Genomic DNA, 18627 nt, shown 5'->3' on the forward strand with positions numbered 1-18627 from the left:
CGCTCAGCGCGCCAGCACGGGCTTCAGCGCGACGCCCGTGTGCGTGCCCAGCCGCACCACCTCTTCGGGCGGCGCCGACGCGACGACGCGCCCGCCCGCGCTGCCGCCCTCGGGCCCGAGGTCGAGGATCCAGTCGGCCTCGGCGATCAGGTCGAGGTCGTGCTCGATCACCACCACGCTGTGGCCGCCGTTCACCAGCCGGTGCAGCACGTGGATCAGCTTCTCGACGTCGGCCATGTGCAGGCCCACGGTCGGCTCGTCGAGCACGTACAGGGTGTGCGGCGCCTTCTGGCCGCGGCGGGTGATGTCGTCGCGCACCTTGCTGAGTTCGGTCACCAGCTTGATGCGCTGCGCCTCGCCGCCCGAGAGCGTGGGCGAGGGCTGCCCCAGCGTGAGGTAGCCCAGCCCCACGTCCTTCAGCAGCTGCAGCGGGTGGCTGATGTTGGGCATGCTCGCGAAGAACTCGACGGCCTCGTCGACTTCCATCTTCAGCACGTCGCCGATGCTCTTGCCACGCCAGCTCACGGCCAGCGTCTCGGGGTTGAAGCGCGCGCCGTGGCACACCTCGCAGGGCACCTTCACGTCGGGCAGGAAGCTCATCTCGATGGTGCGCACGCCCGCGCCCTCGCAGCCCGGGCAGCGGCCTTCGCCGGTGTTGAAGCTGAAGCGCGCCGGGCCGTAGCCGCGCGCCTTGGCCTCCAGCGTGTCGGCGAAGAGCTTGCGGATGGTGTCCCAGAAGCCGATGTAGGTGGCCGGGCAGCTGCGCGGCGTCTTGCCGATGGGCGTCTGGTCGACCTCGAGCACGCGGTCGACGGTCTCGTAGCCCTCGACCTTGCGGCAGCCCGCCCACGCGGGACGCTTGCCGGCGGCGTCGGCGTCGCGGCCGGCCTTGGTCGAGCGCTGCGCCACGATGGCCTGCACGTTGGCCAGCAGCACGTCGCGCGCGAGCGTGGACTTGCCCGAACCGCTCACGCCGGTGACCACCACGAGGCGGCGCAGCGGCAGCGTGGCCGTCACGTCCTGCAGGTTGTGCAGGTTGGCGCCGTGCACGGTGAGCCATTCGCCGCTCTCCTCGGCCTTGGGGTCGGGCGAAGGGATCAGCCGGCGCGCCTGCAGCGGGTGCCGGATGGCGTCGCGCAGGTAGCGGCCGGTCTGAGAGTCGTCGGCCTTCTGGATGTCGGCGACCGTACCCTCGGCGACCAGGCGGCCGCCGCGCTTGCCGGCGCTCGGGCCGATGTCGATGATATGGTCGGCGCGGCGGATGGTGTCCTCGTCGTGCTCCACCACCACCAGCGTGTTGCCCTTGTCGCCGAGCTTGTGCAGCGCGTCGAGCAGGATCTGGTTGTCGCGCGCGTGCAGGCCGATGGTCGGCTCGTCGAGCACGTAGCACACGCCCTGCAGGTTGCTGCCGAGCTGCGCCGCCAGGCGGATGCGCTGCGCCTCGCCGCCCGAGAGCGTGGGCGCGCCGCGGTCCAGCGTGAGGTAGCCCAGGCCCACCTCTTCCAGGAACTCGAGCCGGCTGCGGATCTCGGGCACGAGGTCGCGCGCGATCTCGGCTTCTCGGCCGCTGAGCGCGAGCCCCTCGAACCACTGGCGCACCTCGGTCACGCTCATGCGCGCGAGTTCGGTGATGCCGATGCCGCCCGAGCCGTCGGCCGCGGTGCCGAAGCCCACGGCGCGCGCCGTGGCGTTCAGGCGCGTACCCTGGCAGGTCGGGCAGGCCACGTCGGCCAGGTCTTCCACCTCGGGCTCGGCGAAGGTCTGCTCGCGGCCCTTGTCGTCGCCGGCCAGCACGGAGTCGTCGAACACCTTGCGCTGGTCCTTGCTGAGCTTGACGCCGGTGCCCACGCAGTCGGGGCACCAGCCGTGCTTGCTGTTGTAGCTGAACAGGCGCGGATCGAGCTCGGCGTAGCTGGTGCTGCACACCGGGCAGGCGCGCAGCGTGGAGAACACGTGGACGCGGCCGATGCCGGCGGCGGACACGCCCGCCATCATCGCGGCGCGCAGCCCGTCGAGTTCGCTGAGCACGTGCACCACGCCCTTGCCGTGCTCGAGCGCCTTGGCCAGCGCCGCGCGCAGCTCGTTCTCGTTCGAGGGCAGCACGTCGAGGCTGGCCACCGGCAGCTCGATGCTGTGCTCCTTGAAGCGGTCGATGCGCGGGAAGCCGGTGGTCGGCAGGAAGTCGCCGTCCACGCGCAGGTGCGTGAAGCCGCGCGGGCGCGCCCAGTCGGCCAGCTCGGTGTACACGCCCTTGCGGTTGGTCACCAGCGGCGCGAGCAGGCCGATGTGCTGGCCCTTGAAGTTGCGCATGAGCTGCGCGGCGATGCTGTCGGGGGTCTGCGGCTGCACGGCCGCGCCGTCGTGGATGCAATGCTGGATGCCCAGCTTCACGTACAGCAGGCGCAGGAAGTGCCACACCTCGGTGGTGGTGCCCACCGTGCTCTTGCGGCCGCCGCGCGACAGGCGCTGCTCGATGGCCACCGTCGGCGGAATGCCGTACACCGCGTCCACCTCGGGCCGGCCCGCCGGCTGCACGATGCTGCGCGCGTAGGCGTTGAGCGATTCGAGGTACCGGCGCTGCCCTTCGTTGAAGAGGATGTCGAAGGCCAGCGTCGACTTGCCCGATCCGCTCACGCCCGTCACCACGCTGAACTTGCCGCGCGGAATGTCCACGCTCAGGTTCTTCAGGTTGTGCTCGCGCGCGTTGACGATCTGCACCGCATCGGCACCCGGCGCCGCCTTGGCGTTGGCGATGTAGCGGCGCGCGGCGCGCTCGGCCACCTTGTAGGCCTCGGGGCCGATGGCGAGTTCGTAGTCGGCCAGCGCGGCTCCGGTGAGCGAGGCGCGATTCTCGCGCAGCTGCTCGGGCGTGCCCTCGGCCACCACCTGCCCGCCGCCCTCGCCGCCTTCGGGGCCGAGGTCGATGAGCCAGTCGCTCGCGCGGATCACGTCGAGGTTGTGCTCGATCACGATCAGCGAATGGCCGGCGTCCAGCAGCTTGCGCAGCGCGCGCATGAGCCGCGCGATGTCGTCGAAGTGCAGGCCCGTGGTGGGCTCGTCGAACAAAAATAGCGTGCCCTTGCGCGCCACCGACTGCTTGCTGGCGGTGGCGTTCTTCGCGGCCTCGGCCAGGAAGCCCGCGAGCTTCAGGCGCTGCGCCTCGCCGCCTGAGAGCGTGGGCACGGGCTGGCCGAGCTTGACGTAGTCCAGGCCCACGTCGGAAATGGGCTGCAGCACGCGCAGCACGTCGCGGTCGGCCTCGAACACCGCCGCGGCCTCGGCCACGGTGAGTTCGAGCACGTCGGCCACGTTGTAGCTTTTTCCCTTGCGCTCCACGCGCACTTCGAGGATCTCGGGGCGGTAGCGCTTGCCGTCGCAGTCGGGACAGCGCAGGTACACGTCGGACAGGAACTGCATCTCGACGTGCTCGAAGCCCGAGCCGCCGCAGGTCGGGCAGCGCCCGTCGCCGGAGTTGAAGCTGAACTTGCTCGCGGTGTAGCCGCGCTGGCGCGAGAGCGTGGCCGTGGCGAAGATTTCGCGGATCGCGTCCCACGCGCCCACGTAGCTCGCGGGGTTGGAACGCGCGGTCTTGCCGATGGGAGACTGGTCGACGAACACCACGTCGCCGAGGTGGTCGGCGCCGAGCAGGCGGTCGTGCGCGCCGGGCGTCTCGGTGGCCTTGCCGAAGTGGCGCATCAGCGCGGGCGCCAGCACGTCCTGGATGAGCGTGGACTTGCCCGAGCCGCTCACGCCGGTCACGCACACCAGGCGCGCCAGCGGGAACTCGACCGTCACGTTCTTCAGGTTGTGCTCGCGCACGCCTTCGAGGATGAGCCGGTGCGTGTTCTCGCTCACCAGCCGCTTGAAGCCCATGCCGATCTTCTTGCGACCGCCCAGGTACAGGCCGGTGAGCGTGTCGGCGTCGCGCAGCTGGTCGGTGGTGCCGTCGAACACCACCTGCCCGCCGCGCGCGCCGGGGCCGGGCCCCATGTCGATCACGCGGTCGGCGGCCAGCATCACGGCCGGGTCGTGCTCGACCACCACCAGCGTGTTGCCCGCGTCGCGCAGGCGCAGCATGGCTTCGGTGATGCGGTTCATGTCGCGCGGGTGCAGGCCGATGCTGGGCTCGTCGAGCACGAAGAGCGTGTTGACCAGCGAGGTGCCCAGCGCCGTGGTCAGGTTGATGCGCTGCACCTCGCCGCCGCTGAGCGTGCGGCTCTGGCGGTCGAGCGTGAGGTAGCCGATGCCCACGTCGTGCAGGTAGCGCAGGCGGGTGGTGATTTCCTCGAACAGCAGCTTCAGCGCCTGGATCTCACCCTCGCTGGCCGCCTGGCCGTTGCCGTGGTGCTCGATGCGGTCGAAGAGCTGGCGCAGCCGCTCGATGGGCAGCAGCATCAGGTCGTGCAGGCACAGGCCCGGCAGCGCCTCGAGCTGGGCGCGCGTCCATTTCACGCCGTTGGGCATGAAGCGCTTCTCGGGCGGCAGGACGGCGTCGGCGTCTTCCTTGCTGCCGATGCGCCACAGCAGGCTCTCGAGCTTGAGGCGCGCGCCGCTGCAGGTGGGGCACGGCGTGTAGCTGCGGTACTTGGACAGCAGCACGCGGATGTGCATCTTGTATGCCTTGCTCTCCAGGTAGCCGAAGAAGCGGCGCACGCCGTACCACTGCTTGTTCCAGTTGCCTTCCTTGTAGTTGGGCGTGCCCTCGATCACCCAGTGCTTCTGCTCGTCGGTGAGCTTGTTCCAGGGCGTGTCGCGCGGGATGCCGGCCGCCTCCGCGTGGCGCATGAGGTCGTCCTGCGCCTCCTTCCAGGCGGGCGTCTGGATGGTCTTGATGGCGCCGGCGCGCAGCGTGAGCTTGTCGTTCGGAATCACCAGCCCCAGGTCGACGCCGATCACGCGGCCGAAGCCGCGGCAGGTGTCGCAGGCGCCCACGGCCGAGTTGAACGAGAACATCGACGGGATCGGGTCGGCGTAGCGGATGTCGCTCTCGGGGCAGTGCAGGCCGGTGGAGAACTTCCACACGTCGGTCACTGCGTTCTCTTCCGAGCCGGTGGCGTGCACCGTGACGCGCCCGCTGCCGCGCTTGAGCGCCACTTCGATGGCTTCCACCACGCGCGAGCGCTCGGCGCCGGACGCACGGAAGCGGTCGGCCACCACGTCGAGCACCTTGCGCGGACCGGTGGGCGTGGCCACCTCGCGCTCGGACTGCACGCGCGTGAAGCCGCTGGCGGAGAGCCACTGCGTGACTTCCTCGGCCGTGGTGCTCGCGGGCAGCTCGACCGGGAAGGTGACGACCAGGCGCGGATCACCCGCAGCGGCCGCGCGCTCGACGATCTGCGCGTAGATGCTGTCGGGCGAATCGTGGCGCACCGGCAGCGCGGTCTCGCGGTCGAACAGGTTGGCCGCGCGCGCGAAGAGCAGCTTCAGATGGTCGTTCAGCTCGGTCATCGTGCCGACCGTGGAGCGCGAGGAGCGCACCGGGTTGGTCTGGTCGATGGCGATGGCGGGCGGCACGCCTTCCACCTTGTCGACGGCCGGCTTGTCCATGCGGTCGAGGAACTGGCGCGCGTAGGCGGAGAAGGTCTCCACGTAGCGCCGCTGGCCTTCGGCATAGAGGGTGTCGAAGACGAGACTCGACTTGCCCGAGCCGCTGGGCCCGGTGACCACCGTCATTTCGCCTGTGCGGATGTCGAGATCGAGGTTCTGGAGGTTGTGCTGGCGCGCGCCGCGAATCCGGATGGAGCCCTGTGTCATGAGTGCCTTGGGGGGTGGGGCAAACATTCTAGGGAGTGCCTCGTGACGGGTTTGCGCACTACGTCACAAGGTCGGTGGCTGCGCAGGGGTTTGTCCGGATGGAGTTAAAAACACTTTCAGAAACAAATAGCACATTTGTTTTCACGTTCGCCCGGCCGGGCGCCAGCATTGCTTCGAAAGGACTCCATGACGAAAACGCGCACGCTCTGCGCCGCCGCCCTGCTGGCCTTCAGCGCCCTGGGGGCGTCTGCCCAGATCCTGATCGGCCAGACCGCCGGCATGACCGGCTCGGTGGCCGCGAGCGTGAACGAGACCATCGGCGGCGCGAACCTGGTGATCGACGCGGTCAACGCGCAGGGCGGCATTCATGGCGAGAAGATCGAAGTGCTGCGCATGGACGACGGCTTCGACGTGAAGCGCGCCAGCGAGAACGCACGCGTGCTGATCGAGGAGAAGAAGGTGCTGGCGCTCTTCATGAGCCGCGGCACGCCCCATTCGCAGGCGATCATTCCCTGGCTCGACAAGAACGACGTGGCGCTCATCGGTCCTTCCACCGGCGCGATGGTGCTGCACAAGCCGCTGCAGAAGCACGTGTTCAACGTGCGCGCCACCTACCAGCGCGAGGCCGAGAAAGCGGTGCAGCACCTGCTGACCATCGGCCTCACGCGCATCGCGGTGGTGCACGTGACCGACTCCTTCGGCACCGACGCGCTCGAAGGCGCGATGACCGGCTTCAGCAAGGGCAACGCCAAGCCGACCGTGATCATCCCGGCCGACCGCGACAAGCCCGACTACAAGACCATCGTGCCCGCCATCAAGGGCGCCGACGCGCAGGCCGTGGTGTGGATCGGCTCCGGCGTGGCCGTGGTCGACGGCATCAAGGCGCTGCGCGCCGCGGGCTCGGCCGCGCAGGTGGTCACGCTGTCGAACAACGCCTCCTCGGGCTTCATCAAGCAGCTCGGCGACGCGAGCCGCGGCGTGATCGTGACGCAGGTGTTTCCCAACGAGCGCTCGCTGGGCCATCCGATGGTGAAGGAAGCCCTGGCTCTCGCGCAGGCCAGGGGCCAATCGGAACTGTCGCCGGCCGCGCTCGAAGGCTTCGCCTCGGCCAAGGTGCTGGTGGAGGCGCTGCGCCGCGCCGGCCCCAAGCCCACGCGCGCCAGGATGGTGGCCGCCCTCGACAGCCTGCGCGGCTACGACCTGGGCGGCGGGCTGGAGGTGAGCTATTCGCCCACCGACCACAGCGGCATCGATTTCGCGGACCTCTCGATCATCAGCGACGGTCGCTTCAAGCGTTGAGTCCCCGCCCCGAGAGGGGCGAGTTTGAACGGCCCGCCGGCACAACCGGCGGGCCGCTTTTTTTCCGGGCGCTGGAAACCTTGGTTTGACAGGGTTTGCGCGAGCTAGCGAGACGTGACGTTCAGCAACACATTACACAGTTTCTGACAGAGGCGACCGCTTCCTGGAAAGGCTTTGCTCGATGAAGAAGACGTTCACGTCCTGCGCCGCTGCGCTGTTCCTGGCCATGATGGCGCCGGGGGCGGCGGCCCAGATCCTGATCGGCCAGTCGGCCGACCTCTCGGGCCCCGTGGCGGCCAGCGTCAAGGAAACGATCATGGGCTCGCAGCTGGTCATCGACCAGGTCAACGCCCAGGGCGGCATCAACGGCGAGCAGATCGAGGTCATCCGCATGGACGACGGTCTCGACGCCAAGCGCTCGCTGGAGAACACGCGCGTGCTCATCGAGGACAAGAAGGTCGTCGCGCTGCTGCTGAACCGCGGCACGCCCAACACGCTCGCGGTGATCCCGCTGCTCGACAAGTACGGGGTGGCGCTGGTCGGCCCCTCCACCGGCGCGATGGCGCTGCACAAGCCGCTGCAGAAGAACATCTTCAACGTGCGCTCCACCTACCAGCGCGAGGCAGAGAAGGCGGTGCAGCACCTGCAGACCACCGGCATCCAGCGCATCGCCGTCGTGCAGGCCGACGACTCCTTCGGCAAGGACGCGATGGAAGGAGCGAACAAGGGCTTCGAGAAGGCCAACCTGAAGCCGGCCGTGGTGGCGCTGGCCGACCGCAACAAGCCCGACTACGCAGCCATCGTCCCGCAACTCACCAAGGCCAACGCGCAGGCGGTGCTGTGGATCGGCTCGGGCACGGCCGTGACCGACGGCGTGAAGGCGCTGCGTGCTGCCGGCTCGGCGGCGCAGATCATCACGCTGTCGAACAACGCGGCCTCGGGCTTCATCAAGGAACTGGGCTCGGCCAGCGCGGGCGTGATCATCACGCAGGTGCTGCCCTACGAGCGCTCCTTCGGCCATCCGCTCATCAAGGAAGCGTTGGCGCTGGCCAAGGCCAAGGGCCAGAACGAACTCTCGCCCGCGCTGCTCGAAGGCTTCGTCGCCACGAAGGTGATGGTGGAGGCTCTGCGCCGCACGGGGCCGAAGCCCACGCGCGCGAAGCTGATCGCCACGCTGAATGCCTTCCAGTACGACGTGGGCGGCGGGCTCGACATCAGCTACTCGCCGACCGACCACACCGGCATCGACTACGTAGACCTGTCCATCGTCAGCGACGGCAAGTTCAAGAGATAGGCTCGCCCGGCCTCACTTCGGCGCGGCGGCGGGCGCGGGTTCGTGCGTGGTGGTGTCGCCACCATGCTTCTCGCCCGACATGTCGACCTTGTCACCGGCCTTCGAGATCACGTACAGGGCAATGGCGGCGAAGATGACGAAGCCGACGACGAGTTTCCACATGGGTTTTGTCTCCTGGATGGTTCAAGAAAAAGGCCTCATGCGGTCGGCATGAAGCCTCTTTGTTGAACGGAGGGCGGCGCCCTCCTGCCTGTTCTTCGGCGACGGTCAGTCGTTAGCGTAGATGTCCACGTCCTTCGTCTCGCGGATGAAGAGTGTGCCCACCACCAGCGTGATGCCGGCGATGATGATCGGATACCACAGGCCGTTGAACATGTTGCCGGTCGAGGCCACGATGGCGAAGGCGGTGGTCGGCAGCAGGCCGCCGAACCAGCCGTTGCCGATGTGGTAGGGCAGGCTCATCGAGGTGTAGCGGATGCGCGTGGGGAAGAGCTCCACCAGCATCGCGGCGATCGGGCCGTAGACCATGGTCACCAGCAGCACCAGCCAGAACAGCAGCACCACCGTCAGCACCTTGTTCATCTTCGCGGGGTCGGCCTTGGCCGGGTAGCCGGCGACCTTCAGGTCTTCGGCCACGCCCTTCTTGAAGGCGGCGATTTCCTTGACGGAGTTCTCGTCGAACTTCGAATTCACGACGTTGCCGACGGGTGCCTCGACCGACTTGTCGCCGATCTTCACGATGGCCTTCGAACCCGGCGCGCCGGCCACGTTCTCATAGCTCACCGAGTTCTGAACCAGGTAGCGCTTGGCGATGTCGCACGAGCTCTTGAAGTCGATCTCGCGCGCCACCGGGTTGCCCTGGAAGGAGCAGGTCGCGGGGTCCGCCGTCACCGTCACGCCGGCGGTGGCCTGTGCGCGGGCCAGGTCGGGGTTGGCGGCTTCGGTCAGCATCTTGAAGACCGGGAAGTAGGTGACCACGGCCAGCAGGCAGCCGGCCATGATGATCGGCTTGCGGCCGATCTTGTCCGACAGCGTGCCGAACACCACGAAGAAGGGCGTGCCCAGCAGCAGCGCGGCGGCGATCATCAGGTTGGCCGTGGTGGCGTCGACCTTCAGCTGCGCCGTCAGGAAGAAGAGCGCGTAGAACTGGCCCGAGTACCAGACCACCGCCTGGCCGGCCGTCAGGCCCACCAGCGCCAGGATCACGATCTTCAGGTTCTTCCACTGGCCGAAGGATTCGGCCAGAGGCGCCTTGGAGGTCTTGCCCTCGGCCTTCATCTTCTGGAAGGCGGGCGACTCCGACAGCGTCAGGCGGATCCACACCGAGATGCCCAGCAGCAGGATCGACACCAGGAACGGCACGCGCCAGCCCCAGTCGTTGAAGGCCGCCTCGCCCATGAACTCGCGCACGCCCAGGATCACCAGCAGGCTCAGGAACAGGCCGAGCGTGGCGGTGGTCTGGATCCAAGAGGTGTAGGCGCCGCGCTTGCCGTGCGGCGCGTGCTCGGCCACGTAGGTGGCGGCACCGCCGTACTCGCCGCCGAGCGCGAGGCCCTGCAGCATGCGCAGCGCGATCAGGATCACCGGCGCCGCGACGCCGATGGTCGCGTAGCTGGGCAGCAGGCCGACGATGAAGGTCGACAGGCCCATGATCAGGATTGTCACCAGGAAGGTGTACTTGCGACCGATCATGTCGCCCAGCCGGCCGAACACGATGGCGCCGAACGGACGCACCAGGAAGCCGGCGGCGAAGGCCAGCAGCGCGAAGATGAAGGCGGCGCCCGCATCCAGGCCGCTGAAGAACTGCTTCGCGATGATCGCGGCCAGCGAACCGTAGAGGTAGAAGTCGTACCACTCGAACACGGTGCCCAGCGAGGAGGCGAAGATGACTTTCTTCTCCTCCGAGGACATGGGCCGGGGGGCCGGGTGCGGCACTCCCCTCGAATCTAGTGTGGCTGCCATTGGTCGTCTCCTGTGTGTATGCGTTCATTCGTTCCCGGAATCCGGGACCGTGCGGCATTCTTGGAGGCGCGACTGACCCGAGCCTTTCGCGAAACTGAACCGGCGCTTACGGTTTAGGGTGAAACCCGCGCAGCACGTTTCAGCCTGTAAGAAATCGGGGCGCTTTTCCGGCGCCCGCGGGTTTGTACTCAGCCCTGTTTGCTGCTGCGCAGCAAGGCCGGGCGCTGGTCCGCCCCAGCCCACTCGGGGCCGTCGAACCACGCATCGCCCGACAGGTAGGCGCGCAGCATCTGCAGGCCGTCGAAACCCCAGAACAGGCGGCCGTCGACCACGTAGGTCGGCGTGCCGAACACGCCCTGGCGCAGGGCCTCTTCGGTGTTGCGCTTGAGCAGGGCCTTGCTCTCGTCGCTGTTCGCGTCGCGCTTCGGCCCGAGCTGCGCGGTGAGCGCGGCGAGCCGCGCGGGGTCGCCCGCTTCCTCGCCGCCGCGCCACACGTGGCGGAAGATGGTCTCGGCCACGAGGCGGCTGATGGTGCCGTCGTCGCCCGTGGATACCGCCAGCCGAAGGTGCGCCAGCGGGTTGTAAGGATGCGAGGCCGGCATCCGGATCTCGATGCCGTGCGTGTGGCCCAGCCAGAGCACGTGGCGGTAGGTCCAGCCGCGCTTCGACGGAATTTCCGCCGGCCCGAGCTGGCCGTGCTGCTTGAGCAGCGCGCCCAGCAGCACCGGCCTGTAGGCCACGCTGTAGCTCAGGCCCTCGAGCGCTTCGGGCAGGTGCTCGAAGGCGAGGTGCGCGTAGGGCGAGATGAAGTCGAGATGGAAGTCGATGTGCTTCATGGGCTGCTGTCTCCTGGGTTCGCCGCGGGCACGCGCCAGATGCCGGCCTTCGCCCGCAACTCTATCGCCCGCCACACGTGGCGCCGGGTCTCGTCTTCCATCCTGCTCCAGCCCGCGATCTCGGGGATGGTGCGCAGGCAGCCTTCGCAGAAACCGCTCAGGCGATCCATGCGGCACACCGAGCAGCACGGCGAAGGCACATCGCCCGCCGCGGCCTGCACCGCCACGGCGCGTTCGGCCAGCGTCTCGGCTTCCGCGAAATTCACACCACGTCGGCCACCGGCGCGCCGGTGAGCTTCTCGAGGTCGTGCGGGCGCAGCTGGAACACGGCGTGCGGATGGCCGGCTGCCGCCCAGATCTCCTCGAAGCGGAAGAGCTCGCGGTCGATCAGCACCACGGGCGGCGTCAGGTGGCCCACGGGCGACACGCCGCCGATGGTGAAGCCGGTGCGCGACTTCACGAAGTCGGCGTCGGCGCGGCCGGTCTTGCCGACCAGCGCGTCGACCTTCTTCTCATCCACGCGCTTGTCGCCCGAGGTGATGACCAGCACCGCCGACTCGTCGCTCTTGCGCCGGAAGATGATGCTCTTGGCGATCTGCCCGACCGCGATGCCGAGCGCGTCGGCCGCCTGCTGCGCGGTGCGGCAGGCGTCGTCGAGCATGCGTGGGGAGTGGGGGTGGCCGGCATCCTGCAGGGCGCGGGAAACGCGCTGGACGCCTTCAGGGAGGTTATGGAGTTCGGATCCGCACATGATGGCTTCGAATCTATCAGGCTGCCGGGCCATGGGCGCGGGCTCCGTCAGGCGCTGCGCTTGAACAGGAACAGCATCGCGCCCATCGCCATCAGCACGCCGCCGAAGACGCGGTTCTGCGCGCGCCGTGCGCGCACGCTGCGCAGCATGCCCTGCAGCCGCGCGGCCAGCCAGGCGTAGCCGTGCATCACGGTCACGTCGACCATCACCGTGGTGGCCAGCAGCACCAGCAGCTGCAGCCACAGGGGCCGCGTCGGCTGGATGAACTGCGGCAGCACCGCGGCCATGAAGACGATGCCCTTGGGGTTGGTCACGTTGGTGAGGAAGCCGCGCAGCACGCGCTGCGGTGCCGTGAGGTCGGGTTCAGCCGCCTGCGTCGCGCCGCCCTCGATCTTCGCGACGGGCGCACGCCACTGGCGCCAGCCCAGCCACAGCAGGTAGCACGCGCCCACCACCTTGACGACCAGGAACGCGCTGGCCGAGGCGGTGAGCACCGCACCCACGCCAAGGCCGGCCACCAACAGGATCACCGCGAGCCCCAACTGCAGCCCCACGATGGTCGCCGTGGTGCGCCGCACGCCGTAGCTGAGCCCGTGGCTCATGCTGAGCACAGCGCCCGAACCGGGCGACACCGCGATGACGCAACTGGCCACCAGGAATGCAAGCCACACATGCAGATCCACTGACTACTCCCGCTTATCTATCTGTTCGATTCAGCGCTTCAGCCGGCCCGCTTGGTGCGGATGGCCTTCGAGGCGCGCGAGTTCGGCTCGCGGCCCAGCGCCTCGCTGATGTAGACGCCCGCGTCGATCAGCCTGTCGAGATCGATGCCGGTCTCGATGCCCATGCCGTGCAGCATGTAGACCACGTCCTCGGTCGCCACGTTGCCGGTCGCGCCCTTGGCATAGGGGCAGCCGCCCAGGCCGGCGGACGACGACTGGAAGTTCCACACGCCCAGTTCGAGCGCCGCGAGCGTGTTGGCGAGCGCCTGCCCGTAGGTGTCGTGGAAGTGGCCGGAAATGGCGTCGACGCCGAAGTGCGCCAGCGTGGCTTCCATCGCGGCCTGCACCTTGCGCGGCGTGCCCACGCCGATGGTGTCGGCCACGTCCACGCGCTGCACGCCGATGCCCTTCATCAGCTGCGCGAGGTAGCCGACCTTGGCCGGCGCGATCTCGCCCTCGTAGGGGCAGCCGACCGTGCACGACATCGCGCCGCGCACACGGATGCCCTTCTCGAGTGCCGCCGCCACCACGGGTGCGAAGCGCTCGATGCTCTCGGCGATGGAGCAGTTGATGTTCTTCTGGCTGAAGGCCTCGCTGGCGGCGCCGAACACCACGATCTCGTCGGGCCACTCCTCGCGCGGCGCGGCGATGGCCGCCTCGAAGCCCTTCATGTTGGGCGTGAGCACCGAATAGAGCACGCCGGGCTTGCGGCTGATGCCGTGCATCACCTCTGCGTTGTCGGCCATCTGCGGCACCCACTTGGGGCTCACGAAGCTGGTGACCTCGATCTCTCTCAGGCCCGCGTCCTGCAGGCGGTGCACGAGGCCGATCTTCACTTCGGCGGACACGGGCTGCTTTTCGTTCTGCAGGCCGTCGCGCGGGCCGACGTCGACGAGCCTGACTTGGGTGGGGAGTTTCATGGGATGTCTCTTGTATCGCTTGAGGATGGAAGACCGCCTTCGATTGTCGGCCACATGGAAATCCCCTGCCTGGTACAGAAGCCGGGGAAGGTAGCAATGCGCGCCTGCGAGGTTGCAAATGGCGCCAGGCGATCGGTACTAGGCCGTTTCCCTTTGCTCGAAGCCGTCGGGCGGGGCCTGAGCCGCGATGGCACCGGCCGGAACGCCGACATCGACCGCATCGACGCGCGCGCCTTCCGGCCCCTGGCGCGCCCAGCGGATCAGCTCTTCCACCGCAGAAGCCTCACCGGCCACGAGCGCCTCGACGCTGCCGTCGCGCCGGTTGCGCACCCAGCCGCGCACACGCAGGCGCTTCGCCGCCTGCACCATCGACCAGCGATAGCCCACGCCCTGCACGAGGCCGCGGATGGCGAGATGGCGGGCGACGGTGTTCATGGCTCCAGAGAGATCAGTACGACTTGGGCAGCCCCAGCGCCTTTTCGGCGATGAAGTTCAGGATCATCTGCGGGCTGACGGGCGCGATGCGCGGGATGTAGCTCTCGCGCAGCAGCCGCTCCACATGGTATTCCTTCGCGTAGCCCATGCCGCCGAGCGTGAGCACCGCGTTCTGGCAGGCGTCGTGCGCCGCCTCGGCCGCGAGGTACTTGGCGGCGTTGGCCTCGATGCCGCAGGGCTCGCCCGCGTCGTAGAGCGTGGCGGCCTTCAGCATCATCAGGTCGGCCGCCTCCAGGTTGGCCCAGGCGCGCGCCAGCGGATGCGCCACGCCCTGGTTCTGGCCGATGGGCCGGCCGAACACGACGCGCTCCTGCGCGTACTGCGATGCGATGCGCAGCGCCGCGCGGCCGATGCCGATGGCTTCCGCCGCGATCAATATGCGCTCGGGATTGAGGCCGTGCAGGATGTATTCGAAGCCCCTGCCCTCCTCGCCGATGCGGTCTTCCTCGGGCACTTCGAGCCCGTCGATGAAGAGCATGTTGGAGTCCACCGCCGCGCGGCCCAGCTTGTGGATCTCGCGCACTTCGACGCGGGCGCGGTCCAGCGGCGTGTAGAACAGCGTGAGGCCCTGCGTGGGCTTCTTCACCTGGTCGAGCGGCGTGGTGCGCGTGAGGATCAGCATGCGGTCGGCCACCTGCGCGGTCGAGATCCAGATCTTGCGCCCGTGCAGCACGTAGCCGCCATCGGGCTGGCGCACCGCCTGCGTCTTGAGGCGGGTGGTGTCGAGCCCCGCGTCGGGCTCGGTGACTGCGAAGCAGGCCTTCTCGGTGCCCGCGATCAGCGGCGGCAGGAAGCGCTGGCGCTGTTCCTCGCTGCCGAACACCACCACCGGGTTGAGCCCGAAGATGTTCATGTGCACCGACGACGCACCCGACATGCCCGCGCCCGATGCGCTGATGGCGCGCATCATCAGCGCCGCCTCGGTGATGCCCAGCCCCGCGCCGCCCTGCGCCTCGGGCATGGCGATGCCGAGCCAGCCGCTCTCGGCCACGGCGCGGTGGAACTCGTGCGGGAACACGGCGCGGTCGTCGTGGTCGCGCCAGTAGTCGATGGGAAAGTCCTCGCAGAGGCGTTCGATGGCGGCGACCAGCGAGCGCTGGTCTTCGTTCAAGGAGAAATTCATTCTTCGCTGTCTTTCGTCGGTTCAGGTTGCAGCGTGGCGCCGCCTTCGAGCATGCGGGCGATGGCCTCTTCGCCGTAGCCCGCCTCGCGCAGCAGCTCCACGCTCTGCTCGCCGATGCGCGGCGCGGGGCGGCGGATGGCGGCCGGCGTGGCGCTGTAGCGGCCGACCGGCGCGAGCGTGCGGATGCGGCCCTCGCTCGGATGGTCGAGCTCGGGATAGAAGCCGACGGCGCGCAGGTGCGGGTCGTCGAGCAGGCTTTCGGTGCTGTGCAGGCGCGCGACCGGGATGTCGGCGGCGGACAGCGCGGCAAACCATTCGTCGCTGGTGCGCGTGGCCATCACCTCGGCCACGAAGGCATACACCGCGCCGATGTTCGCGGCGCGCGCGGTATGCGTGCCGAACATCGGCGAGTCGCGCAGTTCGGGCCGGCCGATCACGTCGAAGAAGGCCTGCCAGTGCTTGTCGTTGTAGATCAGCACGCTGAGGTAGCCGTCGGCCGTGGCGTAGGGCTTGCGGTGCGGCGCGAGCAGGCGCGCGTAGCCGGTGGGCCCCAGCGGCGGCTCGAAGCTGTGGCCGCCGAGGTGGTCGCCCATCACGAACTGCGACAGCGCCTCGAACATCGGCACCTCCACCGCCTGGCCCTTGCCGGTGCGCTGCGCATGCAGCACGGCCGCGAGCAGCGCGATGGCCGCCTGCAGCCCCACCGCGCGGTCGGCCAGCGTGACGGGCGCGTAGCGCGGCGCGCTGCCGCTTTGCTGAGCGAACAGCGAGGCGACGCCGGCCGCGCCCTGGATCAGGTCGTCGTAGGCAGGCTTGCCCGCATACGGCCCCTGCTCGCCATAGCCGAATGCGCCGAGGTAGACGATCTTCGGGTTCACCGCCGACACCGCCTCGTAGCCCAGCCCGAGCCGCGCCATCGCCTGCGGCCGCGTGTTGTAGATGAGCGCGTCGCAGCCCGCGGCCAGCCGCAGGCAGGCCTCGCGGCCCTCGGGCTGCTTGAGATCGAGCACGATGGAGCGCTTGTTGCGGTTGAGGTGCATCGCCATCGCGCCCATGCCCGGGTTGCGCATCGGGCCGACGGCGCGCAGGTTGTCGCCGCCGGGCGGCTCGACCTTGATGACGTCGGCGCCCAGGTCGCCCAGCGTCTGGGTGGCATAGGGGCCCATCACCACGGCCGTGAGGTCGAGGATACGGATGCCCTGGAGAGGTCCGCCGGCGCTCATTCGGGCTGGATCCCCGCCGCCTGGATCAGCTTCTTCCACTTCGCCAGTTCGGCAACCGTGAACGCGCCCAGCTCTTCAGGAGTGCTGCCGAAGGCATCGAAACCCAGCTTCGCCACGCGCTCGCGGAAGACCGGGCCGTTGGCCATGTCGGCCAGCACCTTGTTGAGCTTCAGCACGATGTCGCGCGGCGTGCCCGCCGGCGCGAACACGCCGTTCCACGAGGTGATGTCGAAGCCCTTGAGTTCGGGCGTGTCGGCCAGCGGCGGCAGTTCGGGGAAGAGCTTGGTGCGCTCCTGCGTGGTGACGGCGATCGCCCGCATCTTGCCGGCCTTCACCGTGACAAGGCCCGCCGCGAGGTCGACCACCATCATCGACACCTGCCCGCCGATCAGGTCGGCGATGGCCGGCGGCGTGCTCTTGTACGGCACGTGCAGCATCGGCACGCCGCTCATGCGCGAGAGCGTGGCGCCGCTCACGATGCCGGTGCTGTTGCCGCTCGCGTAGGTCAGCTTGCCGGGATGCGCGCGGCCCCAGGCCAGCAGCTCGGCCACGCTCTTCACGGGCAGGTCATTGTTCACCACCAGCATGAAGGGCAGGTTGCCCATGCGGCTGACGGGCGCGAAGTCTTTCACCGGGTCGTAGGGCAGCGACTTCATCAGGCTCGGGTTGGCCGAGTGCGTGGTGTTGGTGGTCATGAACAGCGTGTAGCCGTCGGGCGCCGCCTTGGCGACGTACTCGGCCGCGATCACGCCGTTGGCGCCCGCCCTGTTGTCGATGATGACCGAGGCCTTGAGCGCATCGCCGAGCATCTGTCCCGCGATGCGCGCCACCGCATCGGTGCCGCTGCCGGCCGCGAAAGGCACGACGATGCGTATGGGCTGCTTCGGATAGCCGTCCTGCGCGAAGGCCCAGGGCATGGCGCCCGCGAGGCCCGCGGCGGCGCCGATGGAAATGAAACGGCGACGGTTCGCCATCGCGGCCGGTTGCCCGGTCGCGTTCTTCGTTGTCTGCATGGTTTGTCTCCGGTTGTCGTTTGCTGTCGCTTCAGGGCCGGATCACGCGCTCCGGCGATTCCTCGTAGGGCGGGCTGTAGATCACCAGCACGCGCACCGGCTCGTCGCTCACCACGGTGAAGGTGTGCATCGCGTCGGCGGGAAAGAAGCAGCTGTCGCCCGGGTGCAGCTCCTGCCGCTGGCCGCCCACCTCGGCGACCGCGCGGCCTTCGAGCATGTAGCAGACCTGCTCGATGCCCGGGTGCGCATGCGGCAGCGCGCCCTTGCCCTTCTGGATGTGGCCCACCAGCACTTCGAGCTGCCTCGCGCCCACGGTCTCGGGGCCGATCAGCCGCTTGTTCAGCGTGCCGGTGTGGTTGGCGGGGTGGTAGCCGGCGATCTCGGCCTCGCGGACGAAATAGCGGGGGGCTGCTGCTGTCGTTGCTGTCATCGGGGGCTTTCGTTCTTGGGTTCGATGGCGAGGCAGGCCGAGCGCAGCATCGCGGCGATCTCCTCGATGCGCGCCTCCATGCGGTAGCGCGGACCTGCGACGGAAATGGCGTAGGCCTCGCCGCCGATGCGCAGCGGCCAGGCCAGGCCGATCAGGTCGGGAATGCTCTCGCCGAGATTGCCGTACCAGCCGCGCGTGGCGGAGCGCTGCAGTTCGGCCTCGATGGCGTCGGCGGTGGTGAGCGTGGCGTCGGTCAGCGGCGCGAGCGTCGCGCCTTCGAGCAGCCGGCGGCGCTCGTCCGGGTCCAGCGTTGAAAGCAGCGCGCGGCCGATGGAATTGGCGTACGCCGGGCGCGTCTCGCCCGACTCGGCCGTGTAGCGGATGCTCTGCGGCGCGCTCAGCACTTCCAGGTACACCACCTGCCCCGCGTCGCGGAACTTGCCGAACACCACCGTCTCGCGCGCCGCGTCGCGCAGCTCCTCCAGCGTGGCCTTCACCCGGTCGAGCACCGGGTCGTGGGCGGCGATGACCTGCGCCATCGCCAGCAGCCGGCCGGTCGGGTAGTAGCCCTGGCGGCGGCCGGTCTCGTACATGTAGCCCTGCTCCTCGAGCGTGCGGATCAGGCCCAGGCAGCTCGACACCGGCATGTCGAGCAGGCGCGCCATCTCCGAAAGGGCCAGCGGCTGCTTCTCGCGGGCGAAGAGTTCGACGATCTCGATCACCCGAAACGCGGTTTTCACAGTCATGAAAATATTTTCATACTTGTGAAAAATCAGTGTTTCAGGGTTTCCCCTGCCCGCGATGC

General features: G+C 68.7%; 16 protein-coding genes. 2 read left to right on the forward strand and 14 right to left on the reverse strand.

What is annotated here, in order from left to right; all coding sequences use genetic code 11:
* Nucleotides 1–3: 3 nt before the first annotated feature.
* Complete coding sequence (gene uvrA, locus ABL844_RS28235; RefSeq protein ID WP_418131964.1) at nucleotides 4–5754, reverse strand: excinuclease ABC subunit UvrA; 5751 nt, start codon at nucleotides 5752–5754, stop codon at nucleotides 4–6.
* 186 nt (nucleotides 5755–5940) lie between these two features.
* Between uvrA and ABL844_RS28240 the strand changes: the two genes are divergently transcribed.
* Nucleotides 5941–7053 (forward strand): ABC transporter substrate-binding protein, encoded by a 1113-nt coding sequence (locus ABL844_RS28240; protein WP_184640893.1) that lies wholly within the window; start codon nucleotides 5941–5943, stop codon nucleotides 7051–7053.
* 181 nt (nucleotides 7054–7234) lie between these two features.
* Nucleotides 7235–8347, forward strand: a complete 1113-nt coding sequence (locus ABL844_RS28245) for an ABC transporter substrate-binding protein (protein ID WP_126023732.1) — start codon at nucleotides 7235–7237, stop codon at nucleotides 8345–8347.
* Between the two features lie 12 nt (nucleotides 8348–8359).
* Here the strand turns inward: ABL844_RS28245 and ABL844_RS28250 are convergent, their stop codons facing one another.
* From ABL844_RS28250 to ABL844_RS28310, 13 genes are all read right to left on the reverse strand, one after another.
* The gene (locus ABL844_RS28250) at nucleotides 8360–8509 is read right to left on the reverse strand and encodes a hypothetical protein (RefSeq protein WP_019656389.1); all 150 of its coding nucleotides are present in this window, start codon (nucleotides 8507–8509) and stop codon (nucleotides 8360–8362) included.
* A gap of 105 nt (nucleotides 8510–8614) precedes the next feature.
* A complete protein-coding gene (locus ABL844_RS28255; RefSeq protein ID WP_184640895.1) occupies nucleotides 8615–10309 on the reverse strand; it encodes an MFS transporter in 1695 nt (564 codons plus the stop codon).
* 188 nt (nucleotides 10310–10497) lie between these two features.
* Entirely contained in the window at nucleotides 10498–11145 is a 648-nt protein-coding gene (locus ABL844_RS28260; RefSeq protein ID WP_418129721.1) for a 2-hydroxychromene-2-carboxylate isomerase, read from the reverse strand.
* Complete coding sequence (locus ABL844_RS28265; protein ID WP_126023735.1) at nucleotides 11142–11411, reverse strand: DUF1289 domain-containing protein; 270 nt, start codon at nucleotides 11409–11411, stop codon at nucleotides 11142–11144. Before ABL844_RS28265 ends, ABL844_RS28260 begins: the two co-directional genes overlap by 4 nt.
* Entirely contained in the window at nucleotides 11408–11896 is a 489-nt protein-coding gene (locus tag ABL844_RS28270) for a YbaK/EbsC family protein (protein ID WP_126023736.1), read from the reverse strand. Before ABL844_RS28270 ends, ABL844_RS28265 begins: the two co-directional genes overlap by 4 nt.
* Before the next feature lie 47 nt (nucleotides 11897–11943).
* Nucleotides 11944–12579, reverse strand: a complete 636-nt coding sequence (locus tag ABL844_RS28275; RefSeq protein ID WP_126023737.1) for a LysE family transporter — start codon at nucleotides 12577–12579, stop codon at nucleotides 11944–11946.
* A 38-nt stretch (nucleotides 12580–12617) separates the two neighbouring features.
* On the reverse strand, nucleotides 12618–13538 hold the full coding sequence (locus ABL844_RS28280; protein ID WP_418129722.1) for a hydroxymethylglutaryl-CoA lyase: 921 nt from the start codon (nucleotides 13536–13538) through the stop codon (nucleotides 12618–12620).
* Between the two features lie 138 nt (nucleotides 13539–13676).
* On the reverse strand, nucleotides 13677–13973 hold the full coding sequence (locus ABL844_RS28285) for an acylphosphatase (protein ID WP_418129723.1): 297 nt from the start codon (nucleotides 13971–13973) through the stop codon (nucleotides 13677–13679).
* A gap of 13 nt (nucleotides 13974–13986) precedes the next feature.
* Entirely contained in the window at nucleotides 13987–15156 is a 1170-nt protein-coding gene (locus ABL844_RS28290; RefSeq protein ID WP_418129724.1) for an acyl-CoA dehydrogenase family protein, read from the reverse strand.
* Nucleotides 15153–16379, reverse strand: a complete 1227-nt coding sequence (locus ABL844_RS28295) for a CaiB/BaiF CoA transferase family protein (RefSeq protein WP_418129725.1) — start codon at nucleotides 16377–16379, stop codon at nucleotides 15153–15155. The genes ABL844_RS28290 and ABL844_RS28295 overlap by 4 nt, the downstream gene beginning before the upstream one ends.
* Nucleotides 16376–17392 (reverse strand): Bug family tripartite tricarboxylate transporter substrate binding protein, encoded by a 1017-nt coding sequence (locus ABL844_RS28300; RefSeq protein ID WP_418129726.1) that lies wholly within the window; start codon nucleotides 17390–17392, stop codon nucleotides 16376–16378. The genes ABL844_RS28295 and ABL844_RS28300 overlap by 4 nt, the downstream gene beginning before the upstream one ends.
* Nucleotides 17393–17423: 31 nt before the next feature.
* Nucleotides 17424–17822 carry a cupin domain-containing protein gene (locus ABL844_RS28305; RefSeq protein ID WP_418122888.1) on the reverse strand — a complete coding sequence of 133 codons (399 nt, stop codon included), beginning with the start codon at nucleotides 17820–17822 and terminating at the stop codon, nucleotides 17424–17426.
* Nucleotides 17819–18568, reverse strand: coding sequence for an IclR family transcriptional regulator (locus tag ABL844_RS28310; protein ID WP_126023744.1), 750 nt, complete (start codon nucleotides 18566–18568; stop codon nucleotides 17819–17821). Before ABL844_RS28310 ends, ABL844_RS28305 begins: the two co-directional genes overlap by 4 nt.
* Between the last annotated feature and the right edge of the window lie 59 nt (nucleotides 18569–18627).

It is taken from the genome of Variovorax sp. 278MFTsu5.1 (assembly GCF_048305045.1).
Lineage (GTDB): Bacteria > Pseudomonadota > Gammaproteobacteria > Burkholderiales > Burkholderiaceae_C > Variovorax > Variovorax guangxiensis.